Below are 14,050 nucleotides of genomic sequence, written 5' to 3'. Positions count from 1 at the left end.
GCAGCCGACAGGCTGCACGTCAAACGGACGGAACCGCGTTATTCGCTACCGCGCCGGACTCCGAGGGCGGAGACTCGACCCATGGCGGACATGGCATCGTTCCGGGACGCGGTCACGGCGTGGGCGGCGGGCGGACCCGAAGACCCCGCACGCGTCCTCGCCGGGCGCCTGTCCGTCCGCACGGCGGTGCTGCTCGAAGGGCCGAGCGACACGGCGGCCGTCGACGCACTGGCCGCGCACCACGGCCGGGACCTGGCGGCGGAGGGCGTCTGCGTCCTGCCGATGGGTGGCGCGATGAGCGTCGGCCGCTTCGCCGGCCTCCTCGGCCCGACCGGCCTGGACCTGCGCCTCACCGGCCTGTGCGACGAGCGAGAACGCGGCTACTACGTCCGCGCCCTGGACCGCGCGCAAGCCTCCCCCGACGACCTCTTCGTCTGCACGGCCGACCTGGAGGACGAGCTCATCCGCGCGCTCGGCGAGGAGCGGGTGGCGGAGCTCATCGAGGCGGAGGGCGACCTCCGCCCCCTGCAGACCTTCCTCCGTCAGCCCGCCCAGCAGAACCGCACCGCCCGGCAGCAGCTCCGCCGCTTCTTCGGCACCAAGAAGGGCCGCAAGATCCACTACGGCCGCGTCCTGGTCGAGGCTCTGGACCCGGCCCGCACGCCCGCCCCGCTGGCAGGGCTGTTCGCCAGGCTGTGACCACCGTGGTCGGTGCCGGCTCCGAGCAGACGCCAGGCCAGTGCGCGCAGTTCCTCGTCCTCGTGGCACTCGGAGAAGGGCGTGGCGCCGAGCAGACGGAGCGGCGAGAAGGCGAAGGCGCGGAGTGCGGGGCGCAGTTCCTCGGGTGTCCGGCCGATCGAGGCCAGGGCCTTGAGGGCGCGGAGCCCGACAGGGCTGGGGCCGACCAGTTCGGTGAGGACGGCGACGGCACTCTCCGCGGAGCCGGTGATCCAGTAGTGCGCCTCGGCGGACGTCACTCGCGTCCACTCGTATCGGGCCGCCCGCATCGGTTCGATGAGGGGGAGCAGGGGTGCGGCGGCGCTGCCGAGGGGTTGGAGGCGGTCCAGGTGCCAGTGCACCGGGCCCTGCGCCGCCGAGAGCAGTTCGCGGAACGTTCGGAGTGCCGGGGCGGCGTCACCGGACAGCCGGAACAGGGCGACGGCCGCCGAGGCGCGGAGCGAGGCATCGCTGCTCTCGTCGGCCTCCCGCAGAGCGGTGCCTACTTCGTCCGTCAGGATGCCGCCCAGGCCGAGCTGCCGAGCGGCGGGGACGGCAGCGCGGCGGGTCCGCAGGCATTCCACCAGCTCGGGCCGGGCCTGCCGGGCGAGGGTGCCGAGCGGCTCCAGCGCCGTGATCAGAGCGGCAGCCGCGTTCCCGGTGGCGCCCGCCGCCAGCTCCCGGCGGATGACGGACACGAGCTCCCCCGCCGCATCCGGGAACGACAGCGCCGCCGCGCGAACCGCCTCCGCGTCGGGGCGGCGCAGTACCGGGGCGAGGGCGCGTGGGTCGCGGCAGCGGACCAGGGCAAGGAGCGCCGGGCGTGCGGTCTCCGGCTCGGTGCGGGCGCAGTCGTACAACGTGTCCCGCAGACGGTCGCCGGGGTTCGGCAGACGGTCGGCCCAGCGGCTGATGAAGCCCAGGACCCGGGCGCGTGCGGCGGTGTCCCGCTGGTGGGACAGAGCCGTGACCAGGAGCTCCAGCACCTCGGGCTCCCGGTCGCGCCAGACCTCCGTGATCTCCCGGGCCAGCCACGAGCCGCGCGAGCCCAGGTCCCCGGCTTCGATCCAGCGGGCGGCCACGGCGAGGGCGGCGTCCGGGTCCTCGGCCAGCAGCCCGGTCAGGTGGGAGTCCGGGTCGCTGGTGCCCGCCCAGGGGAAATCGTCGTCCCCGGGGTCGGGCTCGGCCCCGTCGTCGCCGAGGACCTCTATCAGCTCCGCCGGGTACGGCGGCCCGCAGCGCTCGGCCAAAAGGGTGGCCGCCGCCATCCTGACCTCGGGGAACGGGCTGTCGAGCGGCAGCGCTTCCCGCCCCATGCGGTCCAGCACGACCAGCGCGTCCGCGCGCACGGCCGGGACCGGATCGTCAACGTGCAGCCGGGCCACCTGATGCTCGACCTGGGCCCGCAACCCGGTGGGGAACAGTTCCGCGACGGCCCCGACCACCCGGAGCGCCGCCCGGCGCACCGGGCGCTCACCGTCCGACAGGCAGGGCAGCAGCTCCGGAAGCACCCGGCACAGCTCCGCGCAGACCTCGGCGACCGAACTGTCCGGCCAGTGCGCGGACTCGGAGTCCGAGCGGTCGTGGTCGGCGAGAGTGGCGAGCAGCATCAGCAACTTGGTGCGTCTGCCGGGGATGTGCCGGGCGGCGTGGGCGAGGAAGGGCACGGAGGGTGCCGACGCCGGGTACACCGTGCCCTGGTGGTGGATGTTGCCGTACAGCTCGTGGATCGCCGCGTCGGCGGCCTCTTCGTCGTCCCGGTAGAGCGACCTGATCAGCTCGGGCACGTCCTCGGCCGGCCCGTAGGCGTGGTCCAGGTTCTGCCACGGGACGGTGTCCAGTTCGGCCGGGGACTTCATCGGCGATGCTCCTTCGAGTGATCAAGTGCGCCGACCCTGATGATCCCCACTGACAGCGCCGGGTCAGGCTGCCGCCGGCCCGCGCCCCGAGACTCCCGGCGATGGCGCGCGTCCTCGCGTACTCCACGCCGCGAGCGTACTGAGAAGCCGGTCCCGGCCACCCCTGTCACACCCCACCGGTACCGTCGGACCATGCCCACCCAGTCCCCCGCGGCCCCCGGCGAGCGGCGGCTCGCCACCCTCGAAGGCGTCCTGGAGCGCGTCACGTACGCCAACGAGGAGAACGGCTACACCGTCGCCCGCGTCGACACCGGCAGAGGAGCCGGCGACCTGCTGACCGTCGTCGGCGCGCTGCTCGGCGCGCAGGTCGGGGAGTCGCTGCGGATGGAGGGCCGCTGGGGCTCGCACCCGCAGTACGGCAAGCAGTTCCACGTCGAGAACTACACGACCGTCCTGCCCGCCACCGTCCAGGGCATCCGGCGCTACCTCGGCTCCGGCCTCGTCAAGGGCATCGGGCCGGTCTTCGCCGACCGCATCACGCAGCACTTCGGCATCGACACCCTCACCGTCATCGAGGAGGAGCCCAAGCGGCTCATCGAGGTGCCCGGCCTCGGTCCCAAGCGGACGAAGAAGATCGCCGACGCCTGGGAGGAGCAGAAGGCGATCAAGGAGGTCATGCTCTTCCTCCAGACCGTCGAGGTGTCCACCTCGATCGCCGTGCGCATCTACAAGAAGTACGGCGACGCGTCGATCTCCGTCGTGAAGAACCAGCCCTACCGCCTGGCCGCCGACGTCTGGGGCATCGGCTTCCTCACCGCCGACAAGATCGCCCAGTCCGTCGGCATCCCGCACGACAGCCCGGAACGGGTGAAGGCGGGCTTGCAGTACGCCCTCTCGCAGGCGACCGACCAGGGGCACTGCTACCTCCCCGAGGAGAAGCTGATCGCCGACGCGGTGAAGCTGCTCCAGGTGGACACCGGGCTCGTCATCGAGTGCCTCGGTGAGCTGGCCGCCGAACCTCAGAGCCCGGAAGACGATCCCGGCGTCGTGCGCGAGAAGATCCCCGGCCCGGAGGGCGGCGACCCCGTCACCGCCGTCTACCTCGTCCCCTTCCACCGCGCCGAGCTGGCCCTGGCCGGACAGCTGCGCCGCCTCCTGCGCACGGACGAGGACCGGATGCCCGCCTTCCAGGGCGTGGCCTGGGACAAGGCGCTCGGGTGGCTCAGGCGGCGCACGGGCGCCGATCTCGCGCCCGAGCAGGAGGCGGCCGTCCGTCTCGCCCTCACCGAGAAGGTCGCCGTCCTCACCGGCGGGCCCGGCTGCGGCAAGTCCTTCACCGTCCGGTCGGTCGTGGAGCTGGCCCGCGCGAAGAAGGCGAAGGTGGTACTCGCCGCGCCCACCGGGCGGGCCGCCAAGCGCCTCGCCGAGCTGACCGGCGCCGAGGCCTCCACCGTCCACCGCCTGCTGGAGCTGAAGCCGGGCGGTGACGCCGCCTACGACCGGGACCGGCCCCTCGACGCCGACCTGGTGGTGGTGGACGAGGCGTCGATGCTGGACCTGCTCCTCGCCAACAAGCTGGTCAAGGCCGTGCCTCCGGGCGCCCACCTGCTCTTCGTCGGGGACGTCGACCAGCTGCCCAGCGTGGGTGCGGGGGAGGTGCTGCGGGATCTGCTCGCCCCCGGCAGTCCCGTCCCCGCCGTCCGGCTCACCCGGGTCTTCCGGCAGGCCCAGCAGTCGGGGGTGGTGACCAACGCGCACCGGATCAACGCCGGGCAGCACCCGCTCACCGACGGGATGAAGGACTTCTTCCTCTTCGTCGAGGACGACACCGAGGAGGCGGGGCGGCTCACCGTCGACGTCGCCGCGCGGCGCATCCCGGCGAAGTTCGGGCTCGACCCGCGACGCGACGTGCAGGTGCTGGCGCCGATGCACCGGGGACCCGCCGGCGCCGGGACGCTGAACGGGCTGCTCCAGCAGGCCGTCACCCCCGGCCGCCCGGATCTCCCCGAGAAGAGGTTCGGCGGCCGTGTTTTCCGGGTCGGCGACAAGGTCACCCAGATTCGCAACAATTACGAGAAGGGTGAGAACGGTGTCTTCAACGGCACCGTCGGCGTGGTCACCTCGCTCGACCCGGTGGACCAGCGCCTCACCGTGCTGACGGACGAGGACGAGGAGGTTCCGTACGAATTCGACGAACTGGACGAACTGGCCCATGCCTACGCGGTGACCATCCACCGGTCCCAGGGGAGTGAGTACCCGGCGGTCGTGATCCCCGTGACCACCGGCGCCTGGATGATGCTCCAGCGGAACCTGCTCTACACCGCGGTCACCCGGGCCAAGCGGCTGGTCGTCCTCGTCGGTTCCCGCAAGGCGATCGGGCAGGCGGTGCGCACGGTGTCGGCCGGCCGGCGCTGCACGGCGCTCGACTTCCGGCTGGCGGGCCCCTGACCCCGCAGACCTTCCGGCAAACCTCCCCGCCCCTGTGAAAAAATGATCGATCAAATGAGTCGGGAAGGTCACAGAGCACTTCCGGATGGGGAGGAGAGGGGGCAGGATGAGCTGGTTGGCGGCACTGAGTGCCGCCAATAGGCCCGATGGTCGACCCCGAGTGCACTCTCCTGAGCCAAGTGGGGGATGGTAGAGACAGTCAGGGCACCTCGAAGATGAGGCACTACGTCGGTGAGGGAAGACGTGAGCGACAACTCTGTAGTACTGCGGTACGGCGACGGCGAGTACACCTACCCGGTGATCGACAGCACCGTCGGCGACAAGGGCTTCGACATCGGGAAGCTCCGCGCCCAGACCGGTCTGGTGACGCTGGACAGCGGTTACGGCAACACCGCCGCCTACAAATCCGCCATTACCTACCTGGACGGCGAAGCCGGCATCCTCCGGTACCGCGGCTACCCGATCGAGCAGCTGGCCGAGCGTTCTTCCTTCGTGGAGGTCGCCTACCTGCTGATCAACGGCGAGCTGCCGACCGTCGACCAGCTGGCCGCCTTCAAGGGCGAGATCACGCAGCACACCCTGCTGCACGAGGACGTCAAGAACTTCTACAAGGGCTTCCCGCGCGACGCCCACCCGATGGCCATGCTGTCGTCGGTGGTCTCCGCGCTGTCGACGTTCTACCAGGACAGCCACAACCCGTTCGACGAGCGTCAGCGCAACCTCTCGACGATCCGGCTGCTCGCCAAGCTCCCGACGATCGCGGCCTACGCGTACAAGAAGTCGATCGGTCACCCGTTCGTCTACCCGCGCAACGACCTCGGCTACGTCGAGAACTTCCTGCGCATGACCTTCTCGGTCCCCGCCCAGGAGTACGAGCTCGACCCGGTCGTCGTCTCCGCTCTGGACAAGCTGCTGATCCTGCACGCGGACCACGAGCAGAACTGCTCGACCTCCACGGTCCGCCTGGTCGGCTCCTCCCAGGCGAACATGTTCGCGTCGATCTCGGCCGGCATCAACGCGCTGTGGGGTCCGCTGCACGGCGGCGCCAACCAGTCGGTGCTGGAGATGCTGGAGGGCATCCGCGACTCCGGCGGCGACGTCGACACCTTCATCCGCAAGGTGAAGAACAAGGAGGACGGCGTCCGCCTGATGGGCTTCGGCCACCGGGTCTACAAGAACTTCGACCCGCGCGCCAAGATCATCAAGGCCGCCGCGCACGACGTGCTCTCCGCCCTCGGCAAGTCCGACGAGCTGCTGGACATCGCCCTGAAGCTGGAGGAGCACGCGCTCTCCGACGACTACTTCGTCTCGCGCAGCCTCTACCCGAACGTCGACTTCTACACCGGCCTGATCTACCGGGCCATGGGCTTCCCGACCGAGATGTTCACGGTCCTGTTCGCCCTCGGCCGGCTGCCGGGCTGGATCGCCCAGTGGCACGAGATGATCAAGGAGCCGGGCTCCCGCATCGGCCGCCCGCGCCAGATCTACACCGGCGTCGTCGAGCGCGACTTCGTGCCGGTCGAGGAGCGCTGAGCGTCTCCTTCCCCGGGCCGGTGGGTCCCGTACCCGACGACGTGAGGCCGTCGGGTACGGGACCCCTCTGCGCGTTCCGCACCGGGACAGCAGAAGGCGCCCTGGCGCCGGTCCCCCCACGGGCCGACGAACCAGGGCGCCTTCCCATGTCCCGGTGCGGATTCCCCCCACGGGATCCGGCCGGGCGTCTGTGAGGACAGCGCCTGAATCGCTGTGTATGAGCACAACGGGCCGAGCCCGCCGTACGTGTCGTGCGGTCTGCCGGGACAGCGCACCCGGGAGGGCCGCTCAAAGCTTCCCGGTGTACGTGTCCCGGCAACGCAGCTCTGGGAAAGTCCCCCAAGACATCCCCAGATGCCAGGTGGCGCCCCCCAAGACGCTGCCTGACATCGCCAACTTAGACCTTCGAACCCCTTCAATGGTTACGTTCGCATCACTGTGATCTGCGTCTCTTGCATATGTCCCTTAGGTGCGCAAGAGCCCCGATACGTCGACCGGGACCCAAGCGTAAGGAAGATGCGCGAGCCTTGTGAAGAGCTTATGTGAGGTGCGTGCCGGACTCCAGAGGGCTCCGGTCATCGAGACCTCAGCGAAACGCGCGCAGGCGCAGGCTGTTGGTCACCACGAAGACCGAGGAGAAGGCCATCGCCGCTCCCGCGATCATCGGGTTCAGCAGCCCGGCGGCGGCCAGCGGCAGCGCGGCCACGTTGTAGCCGAAGGCCCACACGAGGTTGCCCTTGATCGTGGACAGGGTGCGCCGCGACAGCCGGATCGCGTCCGCGGCGACCCTGAGGTCCCCGCGCACCAGCGTCAGGTCGCCCGCCTCGATGGCCGCGTCCGTCCCCGTGCCCATCGCCAGGCCCAGGTCGGCGGTGGCGAGCGCGGCCGCGTCGTTGACGCCGTCGCCGACCATGGCGACCGTACGGCCCTCGCGCCGCAGCCGCTCTACCACGGCCACCTTCTCCTCGGGCAGCACCTCGGAGATCACCTCGTCGATGCCGACGGCGCGCGCGACCGACTCGGCCACCCGCCGGTCGTCGCCGGTCAGCAGGACGGGGGTCAGGCCCAGCCGGCGCAGCTCGGAGACCGCCTGTGCGCTGGTCTCCCTGACGGTGTCCGCGACCGCGACCACCCCGCGCGCGACGCCGTCCCAGCCGACCACGACGGCCGTACGGCCGTCCCTGGCGGCCTCGTCGCGAGCGCGGGCAATCCCGGGCGGGAGCGTCTCGTAGAGGCGCCCCACGGCCACCTCACGGCCCTCGACGCGCCCGCGTACGCCCTGTCCGGGGAGGCTCTCGAAGTTCTCGACGCCGGGCAGCGTGCCGGTCCGCTCCTCCGCGCCGGCGGCGACCGCGCGTGCCACGGGATGCTCGGAGGCGTGCTCGACGGCGCCCGCGAGCCGCAGCAGCTCCGCCTCGTCGGTGCCCTCGGCGGCGTGCACCTCGTGCAGGGTCATCCGGCCCGTGGTGACGGTGCCGGTCTTGTCCAGGACGACCGTGTCGACGCGCCGGGTGGACTCCAGCACCTCCGGGCCCTTGATCAGGATGCCGAGCTGGGCGCCGCGGCCCGTGCCCACCATCAGTGCGGTCGGTGTCGCCAGGCCCAGCGCGCACGGGCAGGCGATGATCAGTACGGCGACGGCGGCGGTGAACGCGGCGGCCGTGTCGCCGGTGGCGCCCAGCCAGCCGCCGAAGGTCGCCAACGCGATCAGCAGCACCACGGGGACGAAGACCCCCGAGATCCGGTCGGCGAGCCGCTGCACCTCGGCCTTGCCGCTCTGCGCGTCCTCGACCAGCTTCGCCATCCGCGCCAGCCGCGTGCCGGCGCCGACCCGGGTGGCCTCCACCACCAGCCGGCCCCCGGCGTTGACCGTGGCGCCGGTGACGGTGTCGCCGGGTCCGACGTCCACCGGGACCGACTCGCCGGTCAGCATCGAGGCGTCCACGGCACCGGCACCCTCGACCACCCTGCCGTCGGTCGCGATCTTCTCGCCGGGCCGGACGACGAACCGGTCGCCGACCACCAGCCGGCCCACCGGCACCCGCACCTCGCGCCCGTCCCGCACGACGGAGACGTCCTTGGCCCCCAGCTCCGTCAGCGCCCGCAGCGCGGCCCCGGCGCGGCGTTTGGAGCGGGCCTCCAGCCAGCGGCCGAGGAGGAGGAAGGCGGTGACTCCGGCGGCGGCCTCCAGGTAGATCGCCGAGGCGCCGTCGGTGCGGGAGACGGTGAGGTCGAAGCCGTGCCGCATGCCCGGCATGCCCGCGTCCCCGAAGAACAGCGCCCACAGCGACCAGCCGAACGCCGCGAGGGTGCCCAGCGACACCAGGGTGTCCATGGTGGCGGCGCCGTGCCGGAGGCTGGTCCAGGCGGCGCGGTGGAACGGGAGGCCGCCCCACACCACCACGGGCGCGGCCAGGGTGAGCGAGAGCCACTGCCAGTTGTCGAACTGCAGCACCGGGACCATGGCCAGCAGTACGACGGGGGCGGCGAGGAGGGCCGAGACGCGCAGGCGGTGGCGCAGGGCGGACAGCTCGGGGTCGTCGTCCGCGCCGGCGGCCTCGGCGGCGGTGGCCTCCGAGTCGGCGGCCGGCTCCGGCGGCGGCGCCGGTTCCTCCGCGGTGTAGCCGGTCTTGACGACGGTGGCGATCAGGTCGGCGACGCTGGTGGCCGCCGGGTGGGTGATCCGGGCCTTCTCCGTCGCGTAGTTCACCGTCGCGGTGACGCCGTCCATGCGGTTGAGCTTCTTCTCGACGCGGGCCGCGCAGGAGGCGCAGGTCATCCCGCCGACGATCAGCTCGACCTCGGCGAGGTCCGGCTCGGTGGCCGTGGCGTCCGTGGGCGTTTCCGCGGTGGTGCTGGTCATGGTCCGAACTCCCGTCCACCCCCGGCGGGGCCGCTCAGGCCCTGCCGACCAGCTCGAAGCCGGCCTCGTCCACGGCGGCGCGCACGGCCTCGTCGTCCAGGGGCGCCTCGGAGACGACGGTGACCTGGCCGGTGGAGGCCACCGCCTGCACCGAGCCGACGCCCGCGATCTCGGAGATCTCGCCGGAGACGGCGCCCTCGCAGTGTCCGCAGCTCATTCCGCTCACCTGGTAGACGGTGGTGACGGAGCCCTGGGTGTCGGTCTGGGCGGTCATGTCGTTACTCCTCGTCGGGGCGTGCATGGTGGTCTGTGCGTGGCCGGCGTGGCCCCGCACCTCCCACTGTACCCCTAGGGGGTATGACTGCGGATGGGCCTGCCGTGAGATGGGGGACGGGAGGCGGAAACCCCGCCACGGAACTCCCCACGAGGGTGCGGGAAGCACGGGAGTGAGGGTGACGGATGCGCGCAGTCGTGTTCGAGCGCTTCGGAGAGCCGGCCGAGGTCCGGGAGGTCGCCGACCCGGAGCCCGCGCCGCACGGCGTCGTGGTGCGCGTCGAGGCCACCGGGCTGTGCCGCAGCGACTGGCACGGCTGGCAGGGCCACGACCCGGACATCACACTGCCGCACGTGCCCGGTCACGAACTCGCCGGCGTCGTCGAGGCGGTCGGCGACCGGGTGGCCGGGTGGCGGCCCGGCGACCGGGTGACCGTGCCCTTCGTCTGCGCCTGCGGGAGCTGCGCCGCGTGCGCGGCGGGGGACCAGCAGGTGTGCGAGCGCCAGACCCAGCCGGGCTTCACGCACTGGGGGTCCTTCGCCGAGTACGTGGCGCTCGACCACGCCGACGTCAACCTCGTCGCCGTCCCCGAGGGCATGTCGTACGCGACCGCCGCCTCGCTCGGCTGCCGGTTCGCCACCGCCTTCCGGGCCGTCGTGCAGCAGGGCCGCGTCGCGGCGGGGGAGTGGGTGGCGGTGCACGGCTGCGGGGGCGTCGGTCTGTCCGCGGTGATGACCGCCGCGGCCTCGGGCGCCCGGGTGGTCGCCGTGGACGTGTCGGCGCGGGCGCTGGAGCTGGCGCGCGCCTTCGGCGCGGTGGAGTGTGTGGACGCGTCCCGGACGCCGGACACGGCGGCGGCCGTCCGCGGCCTCACCGGCGGCGGCGCCCACCTCTCCCTCGACGCCCTCGGCTCGCCCGTCACCTGCGCCGCGTCCGTGGCCGGCCTGCGCCGCCGAGGGCGGCACGTCCAGGTCGGGCTGCTGCCCTCGGCGGACGGCACCACACCGGTGCCGATGGCCCGCGCCGTCGCCCTGGAGCTGGAACTCCTCGGCAGTCACGGGATGGCCGCGCACACCTACCCGCCGATGCTGGAGCTGGTCCGCGGCGGAGTGCTCCGGCCCGACCTGCTGGTGACGTCCGCCATCGGGCTGGAGGCGGTCCCGGCGGCCCTCGCGGCGATGGGGACGGCGCCCGGCGCGGGCGTGACGGTCATCGAGCCGTGACGGCTGCCCCCGGGGCGCCCGCGGTGGACGGCCCACTCGTGGTCGAGGACGGCCATCAGCACCTCGTCCACCCACGCGCCGTCCCGCAGCTCCACCTGGCGCCGCACGCCCTCGCGCACGAACCCGACCTTCTCGTAGACCCGCAGCGCCCGGTGGTTGTAGGCGTAGGCGTCCAGCTGGACGCGGTGCAGGCCGAGTTCCTCGAAGGCGTGGCCGACGACCAGCCGGGTCGCCTCGGTGCCGATGCCGCGGCCGCGCCCGCGCGCGCCGATCAGGGTGCGGAAGGTGCAGGAGCGGTCCGCGGGCACCCAGTCGTGGAGCACGACCTCGCCGAGCAGCTCCCCGTCGGCGGGGTCGGTGACGGCGAGGTCGAGACGGTCGGGCTGTGCGCTGCGCGAGCCGTACCAGGTGCGCAGCACCTCGGGTGTGAGTTCGTGCCCCGGCGAGCCGGTGAAGCGCCGCACCTCGGGGTCGTTGATGATGTCCCACATGCGCCCGGCGTCCGCCTCGGTGAACGGTCGCAGAACGGTCCTGTCGCCGGTCAGGACGGGTTTCACGGAGAAGTCCATGAACGGCACTGTGCCCGACCGGGCGACGGGACTCCCAACGGATTTCCGGCCTACCGCTTCCGGTTGCGCGGCCGGGACGCCACCCAGGCCCGGACCGTGTCCGCGTACCAGTACGGCTTCCCGCCCTCCACGTGGTCGGGCGGGGGCAGCAGCCCGTGCTTGCGGTACGACCGCACTGTGTCCGGCTGTACCCGGATGTGGGCCGCGATGTCCTTGTAGGACCAGAGCCTTCGGTCGGTCACCAGTCGCACCTCCCTGCGCGCACCACGGCGGCGGCCGGGGTCGGCCGCCGGGGGGAGCCGGGGTGCTGCGTCGGCGATCACCAAGCGTGTTACGGGTGAACGACACCGGGTGACGGACGGTCAGGGGCCGTTCCCGGATGTGACGGAAGTCCCGTGCACGCGTGACATGCGTGACGGAACCGGGCCCTTTGTGACACGAGTGCCACGAAGGCGTACGCCCGGGCCCGGGCGTGGCGCGTTGACTCCGGGCCGGGCGGGTGCGGCTCGTGCGTGCGGACGGGCGGTTGTCCCGACCGTGTCGTCCGAATGTCCGGACAAAACATTGACAGGCTGGACCCGCGGGGCTAGAAACCGGGGGAGACGCAACGGCGGGCACGGGAACGGCGGGCACGACGCCCGGCACGAAGACGGGCACCAGGACGCGCACGAAGGGGAACGCGATGGCGCACGACCCGATCGCCGGGGGCCGGCCCCGGAGCGCGCGCCCGCCGTCGCCGGTTCCCCCACCGAACGCCTCCGGCGCGGGACGGCCGACTCGCCCTGGCAGGAGCGAGGCGTGAGCGCCGACTCCCCGCTCGCACCGGCACCGCGCCGGAGGTCCCCCCGTCCCGTCGGGGCACCGGGCGCCGACACTGCCCCACGTGTCTACGCGGACGCCCAAACCGCATACACAGTGTCGGGCGCGCCCGGAGCGCCCGGCTGCTGGGATGGACCCATGGCAGTGACCGCGACCCGACCGTCGGCGGTCACCGCCGGTGAGCTGGACCAACGGCACGTCTCGACCCGTCGCCGCCATCTGTGAAGGAGTTCTCGGTCATGACGAACATCGTCAACCACTGGATCGGCGGCAAGACCGCCGAAGGCGCCTCGGGCACGTACGGGCCGGTGACGAACCCGGCGACCGGCGCGGTGACCACCAAGGTCGCCTTCGCCTCGGTCGAAGAGGTGGACGCCGCGGTCGCCGCCGCCCAGGAGGCCTACCTGACCTGGGGTCAGTCCTCGCTGGCGCAGCGGACGTCGATCCTCTTCAAGTTCCGGGCGCTGCTCGACGCCCACCGTGACGAGATCGCCGACCTGATCACCGCCGAGCACGGCAAGGTGCACTCCGACGCGCTCGGCGAGGTCGCGCGCGGCCTCGAGATCGTCGACCTGGCCTGCGGCATCAACGTGCAGCTGAAGGGGGAGCTGTCCACGCAGGTCGCCACCCGCGTGGACGTGTCCTCGATCCGGCAGCCGCTCGGCGTCGTCGCCGGCATCACGCCGTTCAACTTCCCGGCGATGGTGCCGATGTGGATGTTCCCCATCGCCATCGCCTGCGGCAACACCTTCGTGCTCAAGCCGAGCGAGAAGGACCCGTCGGCCGCCGTGAAGATCGCCGAGCTGCTCTCCGAGGCCGGCCTGCCGGACGGCGTCTTCAACGTCGTCCACGGCGACAAGGTGGCCGTGGACCGCCTCCTGGAGCACCCGGACGTCAAGGCTGTCTCCTTCGTCGGCTCCACCCCGATCGCCCGCTACATCCACACCACCGCCTCCGCCAACGGAAAGCGCGTCCAGGCGCTCGGCGGCGCCAAGAACCACATGCTGGTGCTGCCCGACGCCGACCTGGACGCGGCGGCCGACGCCGCCGTGTCCGCTGCCTACGGCTCGGCGGGCGAGCGCTGCATGGCGATCTCCGCGGTCGTCGCGGTCGGCGCGATCGGTGACGAGCTGGTCCAGAGGATCCGCGAGCGCGCCGAGAAGATCAAGATCGGCCCCGGTGACGACCCGGCCTCGGAGATGGGTCCCCTCATCACCAAGGCCCACCGCGACAAGGTGGCGTCCTACGTGGCGGGCGCGGCGGCCGAGGGCTGCGAGGTCGTGCTCGACGGCACCGGCCACACGGTCGACGGCCACGAGGACGGCCACTGGATCGGCATCTCGCTGCTGGACCGGGTGCCGACCACGGCGAAGGCGTACCAGGACGAGATCTTCGGCCCGGTGCTGTGCGTGCTGCGCGCGGACACCTACGAGGAGGGCCTGGCGCTCATCAACGCCTCCCCGTTCGGCAACGGCACCGCGATCTTCACCCGGGACGGCGGCGCCGCCCGCCGCTTCCAGCTGGAGGTCGAGGCCGGAATGGTCGGCGTGAACGTGCCGATCCCGGTCCCCGTCGGCTACCACTCCTTCGGCGGCTGGAAGGACTCGCTCTTCGGCGACCACCACATCTACGGCAACGACGGCACGCACTTCTACACCCGCGGCAAGGTCGTCACCACCCGCTGGCCGGACCCGGCCGACGCCCCGGCGGGCGTGGACCTGGGCTTCCCGCGCAACCACTGAGCG

At 72.2% G+C, this 14,050-nt stretch carries 9 protein-coding genes and 3 pseudogenes; 7 read left to right on the top strand and 5 right to left on the bottom strand.

Annotated elements, in window-relative coordinates; genetic code table 11:
- The first annotated feature begins 81 nt into the window (after positions 1-81).
- A complete protein-coding gene (locus ACFW47_RS03715; RefSeq protein ID WP_386285838.1) occupies positions 82-699 on the top strand; it encodes a TOPRIM nucleotidyl transferase/hydrolase domain-containing protein in 618 nt (205 codons plus the stop codon).
- Here ACFW47_RS03715 and ACFW47_RS03710 read toward each other — a convergent pair.
- Positions 621-2,576: a hypothetical protein gene (locus ACFW47_RS03710; RefSeq protein ID WP_386304633.1), complete on the bottom strand. Its 1,956-nt coding sequence runs from the start codon at positions 2,574-2,576 to the stop codon at positions 621-623. The two genes, ACFW47_RS03715 and ACFW47_RS03710, sit on opposite strands and share 79 nt — an antisense overlap.
- Before the next feature lie 192 nt (positions 2,577-2,768).
- On the opposite strand from ACFW47_RS03710, the gene ACFW47_RS03705 reads away from it, so the two are divergent.
- The gene (locus ACFW47_RS03705; protein ID WP_386304631.1) at positions 2,769-5,024 is read left to right on the top strand and encodes an ATP-dependent RecD-like DNA helicase; all 2,256 of its coding nucleotides are present in this window, start codon (positions 2,769-2,771) and stop codon (positions 5,022-5,024) included.
- 243 nt (positions 5,025-5,267) lie between these two features.
- The gene (locus tag ACFW47_RS03700; RefSeq protein ID WP_272585894.1) at positions 5,268-6,557 is read left to right on the top strand and encodes a citrate synthase; all 1,290 of its coding nucleotides are present in this window, start codon (positions 5,268-5,270) and stop codon (positions 6,555-6,557) included.
- A gap of 586 nt (positions 6,558-7,143) precedes the next feature.
- On the opposite strand, the gene ACFW47_RS03695 is transcribed toward ACFW47_RS03700, so the two are convergent.
- Positions 7,144-9,420, bottom strand: coding sequence for a heavy metal translocating P-type ATPase (locus tag ACFW47_RS03695; protein ID WP_386304629.1), 2,277 nt, complete (start codon positions 9,418-9,420; stop codon positions 7,144-7,146).
- A 34-nt stretch (positions 9,421-9,454) separates the two neighbouring features.
- Positions 9,455-9,694 carry a heavy-metal-associated domain-containing protein gene (locus ACFW47_RS03690; RefSeq protein WP_386285829.1) on the bottom strand — a complete coding sequence of 80 codons (240 nt, stop codon included), beginning with the start codon at positions 9,692-9,694 and terminating at the stop codon, positions 9,455-9,457.
- Between the two features lie 185 nt (positions 9,695-9,879).
- Between ACFW47_RS03690 and ACFW47_RS03685 the strand changes: the two genes are divergently transcribed.
- Positions 9,880-10,917 carry a zinc-dependent alcohol dehydrogenase family protein gene (locus ACFW47_RS03685; protein ID WP_386304626.1) on the top strand — a complete coding sequence of 346 codons (1,038 nt, stop codon included), beginning with the start codon at positions 9,880-9,882 and terminating at the stop codon, positions 10,915-10,917.
- 29 nt (positions 10,918-10,946) lie between these two features.
- Here ACFW47_RS03685 and ACFW47_RS03680 read toward each other — a convergent pair.
- Both ACFW47_RS03680 and ACFW47_RS03675 read right to left on the bottom strand, forming a co-directional pair.
- Positions 10,947-11,486, bottom strand: a pseudogene (locus ACFW47_RS03680) (GNAT family N-acetyltransferase); the annotation flags it as partial.
- A gap of 50 nt (positions 11,487-11,536) precedes the next feature.
- A complete protein-coding gene (locus ACFW47_RS03675) occupies positions 11,537-11,728 on the bottom strand; it encodes an AlpA family transcriptional regulator (protein ID WP_073723204.1) in 192 nt (63 codons plus the stop codon).
- A gap of 512 nt (positions 11,729-12,240) precedes the next feature.
- Between ACFW47_RS03675 and ACFW47_RS03670 the strand changes: the two are divergent.
- From ACFW47_RS03670 to mmsA, 3 genes and pseudogenes are all read left to right on the top strand, one after another.
- A pseudogene (locus ACFW47_RS03670) lies at positions 12,241-12,358 on the top strand (5-deoxy-glucuronate isomerase); the annotation flags it as partial.
- Positions 12,345-12,530, top strand: a pseudogene (locus ACFW47_RS03665) (hypothetical protein); the annotation flags it as partial. The pseudogenes ACFW47_RS03670 and ACFW47_RS03665, both read left to right, overlap by 14 nt.
- A 14-nt stretch (positions 12,531-12,544) precedes the next feature.
- Positions 12,545-14,047 carry a CoA-acylating methylmalonate-semialdehyde dehydrogenase gene (mmsA, locus tag ACFW47_RS03660; RefSeq protein WP_386285823.1) on the top strand — a complete coding sequence of 501 codons (1,503 nt, stop codon included), beginning with the start codon at positions 12,545-12,547 and terminating at the stop codon, positions 14,045-14,047.
- Positions 14,048-14,050 lie beyond the last annotated feature (3 nt).

The organism is Streptomyces sp. NPDC058796 (assembly GCF_042745235.1).
Lineage (GTDB): Bacteria > Actinomycetota > Actinomycetes > Streptomycetales > Streptomycetaceae > Streptomyces.
This window is presented reverse-complemented; position numbering and strand designations above follow the sequence as displayed.